The organism is Moritella sp. (genome assembly GCF_013215705.1).
Taxonomy (GTDB): Bacteria; Pseudomonadota; Gammaproteobacteria; order Enterobacterales; family Moritellaceae; genus Moritella.
Genome location: NZ_JABSQR010000026.1, coordinates 15,440 through 33,047 on the forward strand (window position 1 = coordinate 15,440; position 17,608 = coordinate 33,047).

Annotated in this window: 16 protein-coding genes; 5 read left to right on the top strand and 11 right to left on the bottom strand. The window is 41.0% G+C overall.

Annotated elements, in window-relative coordinates:
• Positions 1–140 precede the first annotated feature (140 nt).
• From xni to queF, 5 genes are all read right to left on the bottom strand, one after another.
• Positions 141–920, bottom strand: coding sequence for a flap endonuclease Xni (xni, locus tag HRT96_RS16235; protein ID WP_293158830.1), 780 nt, complete (start codon positions 918–920; stop codon positions 141–143).
• 18 nt (positions 921–938) lie between these two features.
• Positions 939–2,300: a nucleotide 5'-monophosphate nucleosidase PpnN gene (ppnN, locus tag HRT96_RS16240; protein ID WP_293158832.1), complete on the bottom strand. Its 1,362-nt coding sequence runs from the start codon at positions 2,298–2,300 to the stop codon at positions 939–941.
• A gap of 97 nt (positions 2,301–2,397) precedes the next feature.
• Positions 2,398–3,912, bottom strand: a complete 1,515-nt coding sequence (locus HRT96_RS16245) for a diguanylate cyclase (RefSeq protein WP_293158834.1) — start codon at positions 3,910–3,912, stop codon at positions 2,398–2,400.
• Between the two features lie 90 nt (positions 3,913–4,002).
• Positions 4,003–6,252, bottom strand: a complete 2,250-nt coding sequence (locus HRT96_RS16250) for a hypothetical protein (protein ID WP_293158835.1) — start codon at positions 6,250–6,252, stop codon at positions 4,003–4,005.
• Positions 6,253–6,578: 326 nt separating this feature from the next.
• Complete coding sequence (gene queF, locus HRT96_RS16255; protein ID WP_293158837.1) at positions 6,579–7,433, bottom strand: NADPH-dependent 7-cyano-7-deazaguanine reductase QueF; 855 nt, start codon at positions 7,431–7,433, stop codon at positions 6,579–6,581.
• Positions 7,434–7,544: 111 nt separating this feature from the next.
• On the opposite strand from queF, the gene syd reads away from it, so the two are divergent.
• Entirely contained in the window at positions 7,545–8,114 is a 570-nt protein-coding gene (gene syd, locus HRT96_RS16260; RefSeq protein WP_293158839.1) for a SecY-interacting protein, read from the top strand.
• Between the two features lie 68 nt (positions 8,115–8,182).
• Here syd and HRT96_RS16265 read toward each other — a convergent pair whose 3' ends face one another.
• The 5 genes from HRT96_RS16265 to HRT96_RS16285 all read right to left on the bottom strand — a co-directional run bounded on the left by HRT96_RS16265 (position 8,183) and on the right by HRT96_RS16285 (position 11,101).
• Complete coding sequence (locus HRT96_RS16265) at positions 8,183–8,950, bottom strand: Zn-ribbon-containing protein (protein WP_293158841.1); 768 nt, start codon at positions 8,948–8,950, stop codon at positions 8,183–8,185.
• Between the two features lie 19 nt (positions 8,951–8,969).
• On the bottom strand, positions 8,970–9,299 hold the full coding sequence (locus HRT96_RS16270; protein WP_293158843.1) for a hypothetical protein: 330 nt from the start codon (positions 9,297–9,299) through the stop codon (positions 8,970–8,972).
• Between the two features lie 70 nt (positions 9,300–9,369).
• Positions 9,370–9,597: a DUF2789 domain-containing protein gene (locus HRT96_RS16275; protein WP_043993550.1), complete on the bottom strand. Its 228-nt coding sequence runs from the start codon at positions 9,595–9,597 to the stop codon at positions 9,370–9,372.
• 64 nt (positions 9,598–9,661) lie between these two features.
• Entirely contained in the window at positions 9,662–9,958 is a 297-nt protein-coding gene (locus tag HRT96_RS16280; RefSeq protein WP_293158845.1) for a DUF3301 domain-containing protein, read from the bottom strand.
• 87 nt (positions 9,959–10,045) lie between these two features.
• Entirely contained in the window at positions 10,046–11,101 is a 1,056-nt protein-coding gene (locus tag HRT96_RS16285; RefSeq protein WP_293158847.1) for a DUF3549 family protein, read from the bottom strand.
• Between the two features lie 149 nt (positions 11,102–11,250).
• Between HRT96_RS16285 and HRT96_RS16290 the strand changes: the two genes are divergently transcribed.
• From HRT96_RS16290 to HRT96_RS16305, 4 genes are all read left to right on the top strand, one after another.
• On the top strand, positions 11,251–11,577 hold the full coding sequence (locus HRT96_RS16290; protein ID WP_293158849.1) for a YqcC family protein: 327 nt from the start codon (positions 11,251–11,253) through the stop codon (positions 11,575–11,577).
• Positions 11,578–11,604: 27 nt separating this feature from the next.
• Entirely contained in the window at positions 11,605–12,360 is a 756-nt protein-coding gene (gene truC, locus HRT96_RS16295) for a tRNA pseudouridine(65) synthase TruC (protein ID WP_293158851.1), read from the top strand.
• A gap of 440 nt (positions 12,361–12,800) precedes the next feature.
• A complete protein-coding gene (ptsG, locus tag HRT96_RS16300; RefSeq protein ID WP_293158853.1) occupies positions 12,801–14,231 on the top strand; it encodes a PTS glucose transporter subunit IIBC in 1,431 nt (476 codons plus the stop codon).
• 177 nt (positions 14,232–14,408) lie between these two features.
• Positions 14,409–16,292, top strand: a complete 1,884-nt coding sequence (locus HRT96_RS16305; RefSeq protein WP_293158855.1) for a methyl-accepting chemotaxis protein — start codon at positions 14,409–14,411, stop codon at positions 16,290–16,292.
• A gap of 191 nt (positions 16,293–16,483) precedes the next feature.
• On the opposite strand, the gene dapD is transcribed toward HRT96_RS16305, so the two are convergent.
• Positions 16,484–17,515: a 2,3,4,5-tetrahydropyridine-2,6-dicarboxylate N-succinyltransferase gene (gene dapD / locus HRT96_RS16310; protein WP_293158856.1), complete on the bottom strand. Its 1,032-nt coding sequence runs from the start codon at positions 17,513–17,515 to the stop codon at positions 16,484–16,486.
• Between the last annotated feature and the right edge of the window lie 93 nt (positions 17,516–17,608).

Below are 17,608 nucleotides of genomic sequence, written 5' to 3' on the forward strand. Positions count from 1 at the left end.
TGCTGTAATTTGGCTAAATAAAGAGTTTTACAGGGTAGATAACGCATTTGTTAGAGATAGATCCAGATTTTAACTTTTTTTATACTATTAACGCTTAGTGTACACTCTCGATTTCTAACAGTAAGCGTGACTGTCTATGATTAAGGTTGATATCTTAAGTCTTTTAAATTAAAGCCGAGAGGAATATCAATTTTCAACTGGGCTAATTGCTGAGTAATGTAAGCCATCTCTTTATGGGTGTCGAGTTTTTCACGCAGTTTGGGTTTTAACTCTTCACTGGCATAAATAGCATCTAAATTAATATGTTGTGTTAATAACTGGGTTGCCGTTTTCGGGCCAATACCGGCGACACCAGCTAGGTGACTTCCACTGATGCCCACCAATGCCCAATAATCGGCAAGTTGCTGTGGTTGAACGCCAAACTTATCATCGATAAATGCTTGGTCTAACCAACGCTTGTTAAAATAATCACGAATTTGAATATAAGGTGTTAATAATTGGCAGTAGCCTTTATCCGTCGAGATAATGGTCACTTGCTGTTGTTGTGCTGACATTTTAATGGCGAGGGTGGCGATTAAGTCATCTGCTTCATCTTGCTCTGTTAATAACGAGTCAACATTTAATTCCCACAGGTCGTCTTGGATGAGTGAGAGTGCTTGTTGTAAGCTTTCTGGCATCGGTTTGCGGTTGGCTTTGTATTCTGGATAGATGTCATGACGCCAGCCGGTTTGTTCTGCATCAAACACGGCGACAACGTGAGTCGGTGCGGTGATTGATAGCAGTTTTCTCACTGCGTGCTTAATTGTTTCACGGGTTGCGCTAATTTGCGCAACAGGATCGTTACTTTGATTAAGTTGTACTGCATGTACTCGACGGATCAGGTTTAACGCATCGATAATTAATAAGTGATTTTGGGTCATATCCGTGTTTCGTCAAAGTTAGCTAGGTTTAATTATTTCATAACAAGGCTCATATTTACTACCAGGAAGCTTCATTCTGTTCTGTTTTATGAAGTTTTTTAATAAATTGTCCATTAATTGCATTAATTTTGGATCACCTTGCAGCTTAAACGGCCCGTTTTTTTGAATTGCTTTGATCCCTGAGTCTTTCACATTACCGGCGACAATACCTGAAAAGGCTTTACGCAGGTTCATCGCCAGCACTTCAGGTGCTTGTTCAAGGTTCAGATTTAAGGCTGCCATGTGTTGATGGTCGGGGATAAACGGCAGCTGAAAGTCTAACTCAACTTTGAGACTCCAATTATAAGAGTAGGCATCGCCAATCGCCCGGCGGTACTCGTAGGTTTTTTGCATGGCTTTTTTCATGATCTGCGCGGCACTTGGCGCATCATCAATAATAATTTGATAATATTTTTGTGCATCAAAACCCAACGTCGCACCGATAAATTCATCAATCGTGGTAAAATATTTTTCACTTTCTTTGGGACCTGTCAGCACGATAGGCAGAGGCTGGCGTTTATTTTCGGGGTGCATCATGATGCCAAGTAAATACAATAATTCTTCAGCGGTGCCTGCGCCGCCTGGAAAGATGATGATACCGTGTGAAAGGCGAACAAAGGCTTCTAAGCGTTTCTCGATATCCGGTAAGATCACTAATTCGTTGACGATAGGGTTTGGTGGTTCTGCTGCAATGATGCTCGGCTCAGTTAAACCCAGGTAACGACGTTCTTTCACGCGTTGTTTCGCATGACCTACGGTCGCGCCTTTCATTGGTCCTTCCATTGCGCCGGGTCCACAACCCGTACATATATTCATCTCGCGCAAACCGAGTTCATGACCCACCGCTTTGGCATATTCATATTCAGGTGAACGAATAGAGTGCCCCCCCCAGCAAACCACCATATTCGGATCTGAATCTGATTTGATCACGCGCGCGTTACGTAAAATGGAAAATACTTGGTTGGTTAAAAAAGAGGATAATTCTTTTTTTGGTACCGGGAGTTTCTCAATGTAGCTATGTACATAAAGAATGTCACGTAACACTGAAAACAGATGTTCTTGAATACCCCGGATGATCTCGCCATCGACAAAGGCCTGTTCTGGTGCGTTGTGCAGTTCGAGTGTGACGCCACGTTCCTGTTGTACAACACTGATATCAAAATTTCGGAATGCTTGTAAAATTTCACTACTTGAATCAGTACGAGAGCCGGAATTTAATACAGCTAGCGAACAATTACGGAATAGTAAGTATAAATCGCTGGTGGCTTTTTGTTGCAATCGGTCGACTTCAAGCTGTGATAGCAGGTCCATACTACCCACAGGTTTGATGTGTGTGATCATAAGCTAAACTCCTGTCAGAGACGTTGGTGATAAGCAGGTATAATCGGTAATTAGAGCATGATTATGGCGAACCTTATCACCGCTGGTCTCATTAAGTTTAGATCCTAATGATAACTTTATCTCGCCCCGAACTTTTTGCTTCATATAACGCTTTATCTGCACGCTCGAAAGGGTCAACAGTTTCCTTATCATCGAGTGAGAATTGCGTGACCCCAATTGAGATGGTAATTGAGATCTGTTTACCTTTAAATCTAAACGGTATATTTTTGATAGTATTACGTAGTTTATCTAACATAACCTGTATTTCACTTGGCGCTACGTCGGCCAGTAATAACACGAATTCTTCGCCACCAAAACGGGCGATAAAATCTGAGCTTTTAATTGATTTTTGTAATGCGCGAGCCACGATCTTAAGTGCCTTATCACCGGCGATATGACCAAAACTATCATTGATATTTTTAAAGTGATCAATATCGATCATCGCGATGGTGGTATTGGTTTTATAACGTTGCCAACGTTTAAATTCAAGCTTAAAGCGCTCATCTAATGCGGTACGATTATAGACTTGTGTTAACGAATCTAGGTAGAGTTTATGCTGTTGTGCTTCGAGTCGTTGTGTATGCAGTAAGGTTTCTTTTTTAAGCTGTTCAAGTTGACTTTGAACCGCTTGAATTTGTTGTTCTAGCAGGAGCTTTTCTTGTAGCAATTGCTGTTGTTGTTGGATACTGCTGGATATTATTTCTAAACCCTGTTGCACATGTAACTTAGTTTCTGCTAAGTTGTCACTGGTGCTGATATCAAGTTCTAAAATATCAATGCGTTCTTTCAGGTTTGCCAATAAACTGATCTGTTTTTTATTGATATTGTTGCTATCAATTAATGAGTTATCAAACTTATAAGCGATGTTATTGAGTTCTTCAACAATGCTATGTAAAAAGGTTTTAGATGCCATACGCTCTTCACGCGCACCCTCAATGATGTTGTTGATGATCTGTAAACAGGTATTAACCAGTTCATGACCGCTAATCCCTTCTAATAAACGCTGACGAATTTTCTTGAGATTTGAACCAAAGCCACCGGCGAAATCAAGTTCATTGATTAAACGTTGTAAATCATCACATATCTTTTCATGGACTGTTGCTGCAATATTATTATTGTTGGTCTCTTTTAAATTTTTGATCGCACTATGATAAATGCAGAAGAGTGATTGAACCTTAGTTTGTAATACGGTCACGGCCGTGGCTTTGGGTTCCGCTAACACTAATTGCAGTTCTGCAGTGAGTTTAGGATCGTGTTGTAATAAATTAATTAATGATGTAGCTGCTTGAGATACGGCACTATCAGCAATTTTTAAGGTATCAGATAATACGTTAGGTTGTAGCATTACCTGACGTTCAACCTGCTTGATTTGGGTGATTAGCTCATCGTCAGAAGCGCTACGTTCAAGAGTTGCTTTCAGTTTGCTCACTTCAATGTTTAGATCGTGATCGATACCTCGTGTTGCACCAAGCAAACGATTAATAAATGCTAATAACATTGCGGTGTTAATTTTTGTGTAGCCGTTAGCATCACGTTGTCGTGTTGCTGAATGCGAATCTTGTGATATCTGCATGAAAACTCTTCACATTGGTTAAATCAAAGATGAAGATTAGCTTACCATTATATATACATCTATAAAATAGTTTGCTCCTAAAATGTAAGCTTACAGCCAATTAATATCATTTTTGTCAGTTGATGATATTACTTTTACTAAGCCTTTTTCGATTGCCTGCTTTGAACGATTCCAAATATCACCATGGAAAAATGCCGGTTGTGTATAGGTTAGTGCGCTTAATTGCACCCAACTATTTTGCTTGTTTTTACGACTTAGTTGCGTAGCACCTGACAAGGCTAAGGTCGCAATATTTAACAGTTTTTTGCTGTCTATTGCGGTAGGGTATTTGAATAAGAAAGGGTGGGAAACCATCCCTATCGAAATATCTTTGTTAAAATTAAGTTGGCAATCAAACTGCTCGAACCAGTCTAAAATATAATTAGCTATGATCGCCGGGTCATAATTTTTGTTTACTTTTCTAACCAATAATAACTGCGTATCATTTAACTGGAATAAACGTTCTGAATCATGAAGTTGTTGTAACAAATAAGTGCCTAATTCGGTTTCGATTTTATTGACGAGTGAAAGGCTATATTTCTGACGTAAAGGTTGCAAAAAATCGAGACTGATAATGGCACAGCTATGGACGCTGTTTTGCTTATCGGTATATTCCCAATCAGAGTAAAATCGTGCTTCTTGTAGTGGTGTCGGGATATATTGTTTCAGACTGTTGATATTATTTAGGCCAGTATTGGGATGAATGTTGTAGTTATTCTCGAGCTGTTCGACATCTTGTCGTTGTGATTTCATTTTTTGATTATTGACGTAGTACAGATAAAGAATAATCAGCATAATTGCTGCCAGTAAAAACACGTTAATCATCAAATTATGTTTTGCTTGTTTAAGTTTGGTTACTTGTTTTTGTAGCTGGTCTATTTTTTGCGATTTTATTTCATTATTTTCTTTGTGTTGATTGGAGACGGGCAATGCCTTTTTTGCGTCAAAGTTAGACAGTTTATTGTAACGCACGAACTGTTTATAGCTATCGAGTGCTTTGGCGTATTGGTCGGTTTCTTCATAGGCGGTGGCGAGGTAAAGATAGACGGTTTCGAACTGTTTGCTATTGTTAAGTTTACGGGCTATCACTAACGCTTTATTTAAACGTGTTAATGCCGCGTCGTAATGTTGCTGCTGGATCGCTAAATTAGCCAGATGTACGAGCGATTCAAGTAATAAGGTGCTTTGGCCATTAGTGTAAAACAGTTTTTCAGCATTGGATAAATACTGTTCGGCCAAGCTAAAGTTACCCATTTGCAGGTAGGTCTTGCCAACTTCGAAATAAACGGCGTTTAATCTGTTCTTGTCATTAAAAATTTTCAGTAAATCTAAGGCGTTAAAATAATAAACTAACGATAAGTTATATTCTTTAATTTTGCGGTGCATACTGGCAAGGGCTAATAAAGAATCAGACAATTGCAGTTTGTTACCGAGGTTTTGATAATATTGCGCGGATTGATTGGCAAAGTTGATTGCCAATTTAAAATTATCTTGAGCAATATACGCCTGACTCATTTTTTTAGTCAGTAGACCATTCAGTGTATCGTTATTATCAAGCAATTTCTGTAGGGCTTTATTGTAAAAATTTATCGCCAAGGTTAAGTTATTTTGTTGCTGGTAATTATAACCAATAGCATAAGCAGCCCAAGCTGCATTATTTGTTAATGGTGCTTTGGCTGCAAACGTTTGAGCTTCGCGAAACAGTGCCATTGACTCCTCGTAATTGTTGAGATTTAGCGCTATTTCACCAGCAATAATCTTGAGGGTAAAATAACCGTTTGCTGTCGGATTATAAGTATTGTCAGCAACACTGCTGAGTACTTGCTCAATGGTTTCTTGGGCAAGTTGAAAATTAGCCAAGGTCGTTGATTGCGCTAGAATATGACTTTTTATTAATAAACTTTGTTGTCTTAAATGTAAGGGAACGTTATGTGTTTTGTTGACGAGCATTTTATCCAGGATGACGACTGCTTGATCGATATTGTTGGCATAGAAATAACATAAGGCTTTTTGTTGTTTAATCAGTACGAGATCAGAAGGGGTGACCGATTTTTCTCTGATTTGACTCACACGTGAAATAGTGCTGAATACGTCTTTTTTTTGTATTTGCAGGTACTCATCAATAATTTGAATGCATTGATAAGGTTGGCTGTATTGTACTACTTGACTGCGTTTTAGCTCATTAGGCAACATGAGCTGGTTAAATAAGCTTGCGGTTGCAGTGGTGCTAAAGAGAATAAATGCAAGAACATAAAAAAAACGTAAGATCATGTGTTTCATATCGACTAGAAAGGCAGCCATCACATTCTTATGATTACATGTCCTTATTAAATATTAGCCTTCCTTTGCTAATTTAGGCCTCGGTCTGAGTGAGGTTGAAATTGCTATACCCAAGTTATTTCTGCTCATCTCCCGTAGGGCAAGCCGACCGAAGGCATCTTCGGCGTTATGAAGTCTTGAATATACTCTTCATTCGGTTTGCTGATTGTGCATCTTGAAGTAGCTTGGGTATATATGATCAATAAGGGAATTTATATACCCAATTGATTGCAGCTGTTAAATACTAAACTATTTTTCTGCTTTTGTTAATAACGGGATATTTAAAAAAAGACCCCGTATATGTCATGTTACTGACGGATTAAGCGAATATTATCTATCTTAGCATCAGAATTGGTTCTAAATGGATTTATATCCAAGCCACCTCTGCGGGTGTAGCGTGCATATACAGTTAATTGCTCTGGTTTACAGAAGTGCATGATATCTGTGAAAATACGTTCTACGCACTGTTCGTGAAACTCATTATGCTGACGGAATGAGATTAAATAACGTAATAATGCTTCTTGGTCGATCTTATTACCCTGATAGGCAATATAAACACTGCCCCAATCGGGTTGATTCGTCACGAGGCAATTCGATTTTAATAAATGGCTGTAAAGTACTTCATCAACGTTATCATTGTTGTCTGCTGCAGATTTTAATAACTTGGCATTAAACTCATAATCCTCGACATCGATATCAAGGTGATCAATACAGCTACCGGTGATCTTGGTAATTTGGCTTGGCGCCTTATCTAAGTCATCAAACACTAGCACTTCAACAGGACCTTGTGCGCATGCTGCTAGATCACGTTGTAGTGTTTCAGTGACTTCATCTGTTGAACCAAAGCGCGTTTGGTTGAAGCTATTTAAGTACAGTTTGAATGATTTTGATTCGATCAAGTTTACTGATGTGGCACAAACTTTCACTTCAGCAACAGCAACAATAGGCTTACCTTTGCTATTTAACCAAGACAGCTCATATAAATTCCATAGATCACACCCGGTGAACGGCAGTTGATCGGATAGTGCCAGATCATCACGATTCAATTGTCTTGGTACCGGTTGTAACAAGCTTGGTTGATATTGAGAGATATACTCCGTTTTTTGCCCTAAGTTTAACTTATCTAGTGCCGTTGAATCTTGGTAACGGTTTGCTGGTGTCATGGTTACTTCTCGTCTGTTGCAGATAATTTACTTATCAATAGCCAGATTGTAATAAATTTTACTGCGGAGTGATATGCTAGAGCAGATTTAATCATTTTTATGGGGAATGTAATGACTGTAGCTGTAACCGATGCGCTTATTGCTTTTTATGCACGCTGTGAACAACTGTGGCAAGCACAAGACTACTTACCACAACAAGAGTTCGATCCTGAGTGGGATTCACCGTGCTTTATTGAAGCGTCGACTAGTGTACAGTTACGTGCTGAACATAAAGCTTGGTTGCCGGTGAAACGTGATGAGATAACGTCATTTAGTAATATTGAGTCGGCGCTAAATATTGAGCTTGATCCGCAGATCGCCGATTTTTTTGGTGCTTATTTTAGTGATCACATGCCCGCTAGTTTTAATGATGAGGTCATTGAATTGGTACAGGTGTGGAGTGCAGCTGATTTTGACCGCTTACAAGAAAATATGATTGCGCATTTGATGATGAAAAAAACATTAAAGCAGCCGCCAACACTGTTCATTGCTAGCTGCGTCGATGAGATGCAGATTATTGCACTAGACAATGTCAGTGGCGAAGTGGTGCGTGAAACCTTAGGTAAAGGTATTACAGCGGTATTAGCCCCTGATCTGGCTAGTTTTATTAGTCAATTAACACCGGTGTTACTCGAGCAATAAATAGCGGCTCACTGTCAGTCTACAGTGACTGTTATTGCTAACGTCTCATTGTGACTACATGCAGCATACTACCAAGGTAAGTTGGATAATAAGCGGCAAGGGTCGCATTTAAAATCAAAGATACCGTGTAATGGTGTTGTTAGTTTCCATTCGCCATTACAACTTGGGCAACAGCGTTGTTCTGTTTCATCTGTTTGTTTAGCCGCATCAGCTAAATGATAAAGATAATAATAGGTGGGTGTATTGGTTTGTTGTTCAATATCTTTCGCCAATTGCCAGCCGGTATTATTTAACGGGCTGTTTATATCCGTTAATACGTCGCTACATGCTTGTTGTAGCGTCGTGCCGTGCATTTGTAATTCATCCGTCGAGCTCCAATCCACTTGCCAGCGTAACAGCGCTTGATGATCGTTTGCTTTCGGTGTTGGCAATTTGTACAGTGGGATCGGCGCAAGATGTTCACCGCAACGCAAAGGTGAGCAAGTGCTTAGGTAATGGGTGTACAGTACTTGCCATTCAGGCTGTTGACAAGGGTCGGTATTATCTGAATGTAAATCCATGCCTGTCAGGCGGATTTTAGGCGCGAGTAAACCGGCCTCACTCAAGGTCTGTAAGCATTTTTCAACAATACTTGAATGATGCCTTGGATGTAAACTTTCTTCTTCGGGACAAACAACACGGGTAATAAAGACGCCGTCATCGATACTGGTTGGAAATTCACGACCTAATATTTGGCCGTTGTAACGTAAGGCATCAATAAGTTGGGTTATGGCGCCATCAACAGCTTCAATGGTGGTGTCTTGGTAACATTCAAAAGTCAGTTCTGCAGTAAACAAGGTAGTCTCTCTGTGCCAGTTATTGTGTTAATAATGCTTTTTTTAATGCGGCTATTTCGGCTTTTAGTTCGTTCATTTCTTGACGTAGTGGTGCAATCTCTTCGCGTACTGATGCGATAGCGGTCGTAATAAGCACTGCGGTTGGGTTTGCTACATCTGTGCTGGTGGTTGTAGGTGTATTTTTTGGTGGCACGATTGCATTCGGATCAAAACGCCATTTTTTCAGAGTCTCAATAATATCGCGCATAGTTGCTGGTTGTACGAGTCGTGATTTAATCAGTGCCATTGAGGGCTTCTTGCCTTCGAGAGCCAGTTGGTTTGCGGCATCGACAATATGTTGTAGGCTCATGGTATTTCTTCCTTAGTATCCTAGTCGTTGTAATTCTGGTTTTCATCGGTGACAGCTATATGTCAGGCTATCAACGCAGCATGGCATCAAGGTGGTCAATGACTTCTGCCCAGTCGGCATCTTCGTAAATTGATTCTTTGAGAAACATCGCTTGAGAGTTGTTCCAAAACGGGGCTTCAAATAGTAATACGCCCGCGTCGAGTTTATGCTGACTAATAAAGCGTTTCATGCTTAATTCATCATTATCTAACCCAAGTTGCGCAAATAACAGTTCTAAGGTTTGCGTGGCTAACAGCATCATCTGGCTCCAGTGTTTTTTTTCAGTATAGCCAGAGATGAGCAACAACGTTAGTTTATCACGGTTAATCTATTGCATAAGGCGGGACGATAAACTCTAAGACAGTTGGTCCGGCCATCACAAGGCAAGCTTGATAAGCATTTTCACCATTGCTACTAAACTCGAAATTAAATTTATAACGAAATAAACTGCCTTTGTGCGGATACCAAGAAATACCGGCTTGTGCCGTTGATAACCATTGTAGTTGTTGCTGTTGGCAATATTGCTTGATCAGCGCATTGGCTAATTCTGCTTGTTTACGCAGGTGTGAAAAGATCACAACCCCGATAAACCCAACGACGATGACTAACAAACTGCCCATATTTTAATCACTCCGTGATAGCTGTTTTATTATTGATGCTTTGCCAGCAGTGCTGGTTATGCTTAGCTGCGTTGTTGACGAAAACGCTTAGCTACGTTGCTGGCGAAACAGTAGGCCAATTGCGCTGCCAAGGGTATTGGTGCGGTTTGGATTACGCAACATGGCTAACACTTTATTACGTAGACTTGGTATTGCAATTAAGTCGGAGAACAGATAAATAAACAGTTCTTGACCTTGCTGTTGTTGTACCGCCGCTTCAAAGAATGCCAATAGTCGTGCTTCGTCATCAAGATCATGCCAGCAGCGACCAGCTAATGCGACAATCGTTTGGCTAATATCGTTATGTTTAAATAACGCAGGGTAAAGGTCTGTGCGTAGTCCCTGTGCCGGTGCGCTTGATAATGCACGGATTAGCATAGATAGGCGTACATCATTTGGTGTCGCTAATGCGGCTTCTTGACTAATTAATGTTGCGATTGCTTCACTTATTACCGTTGGCAGGGCTTCGTGCTCAAGTGCCAGGCAAAGTGAATATAATGGCTCTGTGGGTAATTTTGGTAATGCAGCGGCGACGTGCTGCGTATTATTATCACGATCTAAGCGCGCAGCGATATCGCAAATACCTTGTACACCCACTTCTTGCCACTGCTCAAATCCAAGCTTATTGGCAAAGTAGTTATGCGCCGTTGGATAGTATTTACTTTCTGGGCGAATGAAATCACGGTTGATAACGGCATTTAACATCGCCACTTTATCTGTGCTTGGTTTAAATACATACGGATTTGTTGCGAGTTGTTCTTGCTGTTCTTCACTTGGGGTCTTTTCTAACATCAGACCAAGCGATTCAACTACCATGTTAAGGAAGACATTACGCGTCCCTTGGATGAGTAGACCTTGCTCATCAAGTGGGAACTTAAGAAACCAGATGTAGTGCTGATTATGTTCGTTTTTGTTCCAGAAGGTAATGGCAAATTGAGCATGGCGTTGCAGTGGCGCAGGGTAAGCTTGCTGTGCCGATTCAAATTGCATAAAGTCGTCGGTAGAAATTTTGCTGATCTTACGGCCCATGTCATATACGCGAAACTGAGTCTTTGCTTGTAACAGAAATTCCGATAGCGTATTGAGGGTATGCGTATTTGCCATGATCTAATGTATCCGAGTTAAAAGTGGGGCCTAAGTATTGGCGTATTATACGCAAACCTTATCAAGATGCGAATGAGATTACGATGCGCTTTTGTATCTGGTCGCTGCTGGCGTATAATGCTGCTAAATTTGTTTCATGAGATAATAGTATGACGATCTATCTGCAGGTCCAGCAGTTATTAGCGGCGATTGAAGCTGAATTAAAAAATACGTCATTGTGGAATAAGGTTCCGCCAAGTACAGACGCGCTTGCGAGTACCACGCCATTTTGTATTGATACTATGGCTTTTGCAGATTGGTTGCAATTTGTGTTTTTAGTGAAAATGAGCAAGCTGGTAGCGATGCAAATGCCTTTGCCTGAGAATATGGCGATACAGCCAATGGCGGAAGAAGCCTTCAAACCACAGACCGCGGATACCCGTAAATTGTTAAGCCTGATCTTATCGTTTGATCAGTTGTTAAATAAAAATAGTTAAATACAGCTAGTTAGGTAATAAAGCATAATGTTAGATATTTTATATCAAGATGAATACTTGGTGGCGATTGATAAACCGGCGGGTTTGTTGGTGCATCGCAGTTGGTTAGATAGTCATGAAACGCAGTTTGCTATGCAGATGGTGCGTGATCAGATTGGTCAGCATGTTTATACTGTGCATCGTTTAGATAGACCCACATCAGGCGTGTTGTTATTTGCATTATCAAGCGAAGTAGCAAGGCAGATGAGCGAGATATTTCAGGCGCATGCGTTAACCAAACGTTACCTTGCGGTGGTGCGTGGTTGGATCAATGAGGCGGGGACGTTAGATTACGCCTTAAAAATAGAGCTGGATAAGATTGCCGATAAACAAGCCACGCAAGATAAGGACGCGCAAGAAGCGGTAACGCATTATAAACCCTTGCATCAGGTTGAAATTCCGTATGCGATAAGTAAAAATCACCCGACGAGTCGTTATTGTTTAATGGAGCTTGAGCCACAAACCGGTCGTAAGCATCAATTGCGTCGTCACATGAAGCATTTATTCCACCCTATTGTGGGCGATACTACCCATGGTGATGGCCGTCATAATGTGTTTTATCGTGAGCACTTTGAATTGCCACGTCTGTTACTAATTGCAAAATCATTATCTTTTATCCATCCGGTAACTGCCCAACCAGTGCATATTGAAGCCGCTGTTGGTGACGAAGTATTAGGGTTATTCGAGCAATTTGGCTGGCCTGCACAAGAAAGTGACTATCACCCGAAAACACCCGTAGAATAGCGCGTTGTTAGGCTGTTAACGTACCGATAAACTTAGGTTACACTTCGTTACGTAAGTTTATCGGTAAAGCTGTTATGGTTGTTGGTTGTATTTTATTTCATAAATCTGCGCTAACACGCCAATCCCTATCGTTTTACTGTGTTATTGGCTAAATATCCGCTTTGCGGTACATTTCCTAAAACAAAAAACGCCTATGCAATCACCTTGGTTGTTTATGTACTGACTCCGGCATTAAAAAGTTGCTCCAATTGTACCGTTTTGTACCATTGTGAGTGGCTATTCAAATCTAAACAGCCGATCCGCTAATTGTTATGAGTATTGTTTTTAGCAGGCTATAGTTAACGCAACAAAGGAAGCTAACCATGCATCCTCAACAAATTTCAACTGTATCAGGTCGCTGTTGCAGTACCATTTAGTTTGTTCACTATTAGGAGTGAGAGATGAGTAACGCATTTGCAAATCTACAGAAAGTAGGTAAGTCATTAATGTTACCCGTATCGGTGTTACCGGTTGCTGGTATTTTATTAGGTGTTGGTGCCGCTAATTTCAGTTTTTTACCTGAAGTCGTTTCACAATTAATGGAACAGGCCGGTGGTTCAGTGTTTGGCCAAATGGCTCTACTATTCGCTGTCGGTGTGGCCTTAGGTTTCACTAAAAATGACGGTGTTGCGGGCCTTTCTGCCATTGTTGGTTACGGTATTATGACGGCAACGCTAAGTGTTATGGCTGGCGTTATGGGCGTCGATAAAATTGATACTGGTGTACTTGGTGGTATCCTTGCTGGTGGCTTAGCGGGTTGGGCATTTAATAAATTTTATCGTATTCAATTGCCTGAATACCTAGGTTTCTTTGCTGGTAAACGTGCAGTGCCGATTATCACTGGTTTCTGCTCGATTGCCCTTGGTGCATTACTTTCTGTTGTTTGGCCTCCAATTGGTTCAGTTATCGCTACTTTCTCTGATTGGGCTGCGCACCAAAATCCAACTGTGGCATTTGGTATTTACGGTGTAGTTGAACGTGCACTTATCCCATTTGGTCTTCACCATATTTGGAATGTACCATTCTTCTATGAAGCTGGTACTTGTAGTAACAATGCAGGTGAAGTGGTTCATGGCATCATGACTTGTTTCCTAACTGCTGATGATGCATCACGTGCTGCAGGTAATGGTTTCGGTCAACTTGCTGGTGGTTACTTATTCAAAATGTTTGGTCTTCCTGCTGCTGCTATCGCCATTGCACATTCAGCTAAACCTGAAAATCGCGCTAAAGTATTAGGTATCATGGCATCTGCTGCATTGACATCATTCTTAACGGGTATTACTGAACCAATTGAATTTGCATTCCTATTTGTTGCGCCTGTACTTTATGTTATTCACGCTTTACTTGCTGGTTTAGCTTATGTAATTACGAACTCAATGGGCATTATTCATGGCCATACGTTCTCGAATGGTTTCATTGACTTCATTGTTCAAGCCCCACACGCTCAAAAAATGCCATTACTTATTGGTATCGGTATGATTTATGCGGTTGTCTACTACGTTGTATTCCGCGTCGTGATTAAGCTGTTAGACCTTAAAACACCCGGTCGTGAAGATGAAAGTGAAGAAGTTGCTGCTGCGCCTGTATCTACTGATGCAATGGCGGCGGAACTGGTTGCTGCATTCGGTGGTAAAGATAACATTACTAACTTAGACGCCTGTATCACGCGCTTACGTATTAGTGTTAACTCGATTGACAAGGTAGACAACGAGAAGCTGAAAGCACTAGGTGCAAAAGCTGTTGTCGTTGTTGGTTCCGGTGTACAGGCTATCTTCGGCACTAAGTCTGATAACCTACGTACGGATATGGAACACTATATCAATACGCTATAACTAAACATTCAGCCTGTTCTAGGCTGCTGAGACGAAAATGGCATCAATAATTATGCCATTTTTTTCTCTGTGACTCTGTATTCCTTCTGTTCTGTATTTTACCATCCTTGAAAGATACAACTTAACCGACTCTGAGATAGATCTGGTCATCATGCATTATCCATTAAAAGGTGTTTCATGTTAAAAAATATGTCACTCAAAAATAAACTCGCACTATCAGCTAGTCTGGCCATTATATTGGGCGGAATACTGGTCGCTTCAGTATCATTTTGGTCTTCGTTACAACGTTTAGATGTTGAAATTGAAGAGCGATTAAAAGGCTCTTCAGCTTCATATAATCAATACGTTGCCGATTGGATTGAATCGAAAGGCGTCATTTTAAGTTCGTTGTCTGATGATATAGCGCCGGAAACGCTTGAGAAATATTTGCAACAAATGGCGCGTTCGGGAGAGTTTGATAATGTATTTGCTGCATTTCCAGATGGCAGTCAAAAGAATGCCAATGGGATCATACTACCGGCAGGCAATGATGATCCTCGCAAATGGGGCTGGTACATTAATGCTAAAGCGGATCCTTCCAAAGTGTTTATGGATAATCCAACGGTTGCGGCGGCTACCGGAGCCAATGTGGTCTCTTTAGGTAATTTACATCAGTTGCAAGGACAACCCGTCGTGATTGGGGCTGATGTGGAAATTAATGATATTTTACAGAGCATGAAAGCCGTCATATTACCTGGTGATGGTTATATGTTTATTGGTAATCAGCAAGGTACTATTTTTGCTCACCAAGATATTAATTTATTGAATAAAAACATTGCTTCGTTAGGTCTGGATTTTGCTGAGATCCAGAAAATATTACGTGCTCCCCATGTTGAAAAAATAAAGGTTAATGGCAAAGACACCATCGTTTATGCCGAATCGATTAAAAATAATGATTTATTTATTATTATGGTCGTTGATTACAATTCCGCTGTAGCACCTTTGTACGCCGCAATATGGAGCCAAGCAATTGCCACGCTTGTTGTTGTTGTCGTTTGTACCTTTTTATTCAATCTGTTGTGCGGTATGTTATTTCAACCGCTGCGAAGCGTATCTGATGCGCTGGCTTTGATTGCGCAAGGTGGAGGTGATCTTACCCAGCGCATTGAGATCTATGCCAACGATGAAGTGGGTGATTTAGCCAATAATTTTAATATGTTTGTAGGTAGTCAACAACAATTAATCCAGCACATTCGTACTCAATCGGAGACGTTAATAACGGAATCCATCGAAGGCGAGCGTCAGGCTAATCAATCTGCGAGTGATCTTAACCATCAACAGCAAGAAATTGAAATGGTGGCGACGGCTGTGACTGAAATGGCTTCTGCAACTCAGGAAATTGCTTCGCATGCAGAACAGACTGCCAGAGCGGCACAAGATTCGACAGGCAGTACCCACGAAGGACGCCAGTTGGTATTAAACTCAAAAAATTCAATCAATAATTTGGCCTCTGAAGTGTCTGAAGCGTCGAAAGTGATTGCTGACTTAAGCCAGCATGCTCAGGACATATCAACCATACTCGCGACCATCCAGGGGATTGCAGAACAAACCAACTTATTGGCACTGAATGCTGCCATTGAAGCGGCTCGAGCTGGTGAGAAAGGACGTGGCTTTGCTGTTGTAGCGGATGAAGTTCGTGTGCTATCACAACGAACACACTTATCTACAGAAGAAATTAAAGCAACGATTGATACTTTACAATTGACGACGGCAAAAGCGGTTAATCTCATGGACAGCAGTTCGAAATTGGCTGTTTGCTCAGTAACCGATGCAGATCAAGCTGCCCATGCATTGGAAGAAATTAATAAGTCGGTGTTATTAATCAGTGATATGGCGACTCAGATTGCCACCGCTGCTGAAGAGCAGACGCAGGTCACTAGTGAAATTTCACAGAATGTTATTTCAATTAAAGATGTGACCGATACGTTAGCGTTAGGTGCCAGCCAAAATCTAGTTCAATCGCAACAACTCAATCATCAAGCGAGCGAACTAAACGGCAAGGTAGCCACCTTTATTGTGTAAGAGAGTGGAAAATAAATTGCAGTGATGTAAACCTGATGCAACAAATGATGTATACCGTTCACCAAGCTATTCGACTCATGTCATGCATCAGCACGATTTTCAGGGACAAAAAAGCCCAGCATTACTGGGCTAACAATTTATATAAAGCGGATAGTTATTTACACAAAAATAATCGCTATTATATAAAAAAACTAGTTGTTTGAGTGTAGTTCTGCGTTTAGTTCAACCGCTGATTTATTGGTTAAACATTCAATCGTGCCTGAGATTGAATTGCGACGGAATAACAAGTCATCTTTACCCGCCAAATCACGTGCTTTTACAATTTCGACGGCTTGATTACTTGCATCTAATATTTGTACTTTAGAACCTGCAGTAATGTATAGACCAGACTCGATAGTACAACGGTTACCCAGTGGAATACCTAAACCAGCGTTGGCACCCAGTAAGCAGTTTTCACCCATAGAGATAACTAATTGGCCACCGCCACTTAATGTCCCCATGATAGATGCACCGCCACCGATGTCAGAACCGTTACCAACCATCACACCAGCTGAGATACGACCTTCAACCATGCTCACACCTTCAGTGCCAGCATTAAAGTTAACAAAACCTTCATGCATGATCGTTGTGCCTTCACCAACGTGAGCGCCTAAACGTACACGTGCAGTGTGAGCAATACGTACACCTTTAGGTACCACGTAATCTGTCATCTTAGGGAACTTATCAACACAGCTTACTGTTAATACTTCACCGGCAAGACGCGCTGCAATTTGGCGCTCTGCAAGTTCAGGTAAATCAATCGGACCTTGGTTAGTCCATGCAATGTTATGCAGTAGGCCAAAGATACCGTCTAATACAGTGCCATGTGGCTTCACTAGGCGATGTGAAATCAGTTGAAGCTTTAGATAACCTTCTGCCACAGATGCTGGCTTTTCGTCAGTTGCAAGCACAACAAGCACTAGCGGTTGTTTACTGTTTGCTGCTGCCGTTGCAAATTTAGCATTCGCGGTATCATCATTGGCAGTGAATGCCGTTGCAAGTTGCGCTGCTTGTGCTGACGTTACTTCAATAACTTTATTCTGCCCTTGATAATTAACGACTTCGCTAATATCGGCAACCAGTTTATCACTTGGGTTTAGCAGCGGGTTTGGGAAAAAAGCTTCGATAATTTTACCTGTTGTATTTTTAGTAGCACTACCGAAAGCGAGTGAGAAAGTGGCCATAACTGAGAAATCTCCATTTAAAATAAGGGCGTGATATTCATACATCACGCCAGACTTTTATATATTACTGTTAGTTCTATCACATTTGTCTTT

What these genes read in the sequence shown, in the direction of transcription:
- xni (WP_293158830.1), bottom strand. Translation starts at nt 920, where the DNA reads ATGACCCAAAATCACTTATTAATTATCGATGCGTTAAACCTGATCCGT.
- ppnN (WP_293158832.1), bottom strand. Translation starts at nt 2,300, where the DNA reads ATGATCACACACATCAAACCTGTGGGTAGTATGGACCTGCTATCACAG.
- HRT96_RS16245 (WP_293158834.1), bottom strand. Translation starts at nt 3,912, where the DNA reads ATGCAGATATCACAAGATTCGCATTCAGCAACACGACAACGTGATGCT.
- HRT96_RS16250 (WP_293158835.1), bottom strand. Translation starts at nt 6,252, where the DNA reads ATGGCTGCCTTTCTAGTCGATATGAAACACATGATCTTACGTTTTTTT.
- queF (WP_293158837.1), bottom strand. Translation starts at nt 7,433, where the DNA reads ATGACACCAGCAAACCGTTACCAAGATTCAACGGCACTAGATAAGTTA.
- syd (WP_293158839.1), top strand. Translation starts at nt 7,545, where the DNA reads ATGACTGTAGCTGTAACCGATGCGCTTATTGCTTTTTATGCACGCTGT.
- HRT96_RS16270 (WP_293158843.1), bottom strand. Translation starts at nt 9,299, where the DNA reads ATGAGCCTACAACATATTGTCGATGCCGCAAACCAACTGGCTCTCGAA.
- HRT96_RS16275 (WP_043993550.1), bottom strand. Translation starts at nt 9,597, where the DNA reads ATGCTGTTAGCCACGCAAACCTTAGAACTGTTATTTGCGCAACTTGGG.
- HRT96_RS16280 (WP_293158845.1), bottom strand. Translation starts at nt 9,958, where the DNA reads ATGGGCAGTTTGTTAGTCATCGTCGTTGGGTTTATCGGGGTTGTGATC.
- HRT96_RS16285 (WP_293158847.1), bottom strand. Translation starts at nt 11,101, where the DNA reads ATGGCAAATACGCATACCCTCAATACGCTATCGGAATTTCTGTTACAA.
- HRT96_RS16290 (WP_293158849.1), top strand. Translation starts at nt 11,251, where the DNA reads ATGACGATCTATCTGCAGGTCCAGCAGTTATTAGCGGCGATTGAAGCT.
- truC (WP_293158851.1), top strand. Translation starts at nt 11,605, where the DNA reads ATGTTAGATATTTTATATCAAGATGAATACTTGGTGGCGATTGATAAA.
- ptsG (WP_293158853.1), top strand. Translation starts at nt 12,801, where the DNA reads ATGAGTAACGCATTTGCAAATCTACAGAAAGTAGGTAAGTCATTAATG.
- HRT96_RS16305 (WP_293158855.1), top strand. Translation starts at nt 14,409, where the DNA reads ATGTTAAAAAATATGTCACTCAAAAATAAACTCGCACTATCAGCTAGT.
- dapD (WP_293158856.1), bottom strand. Translation starts at nt 17,515, where the DNA reads ATGGCCACTTTCTCACTCGCTTTCGGTAGTGCTACTAAAAATACAACA.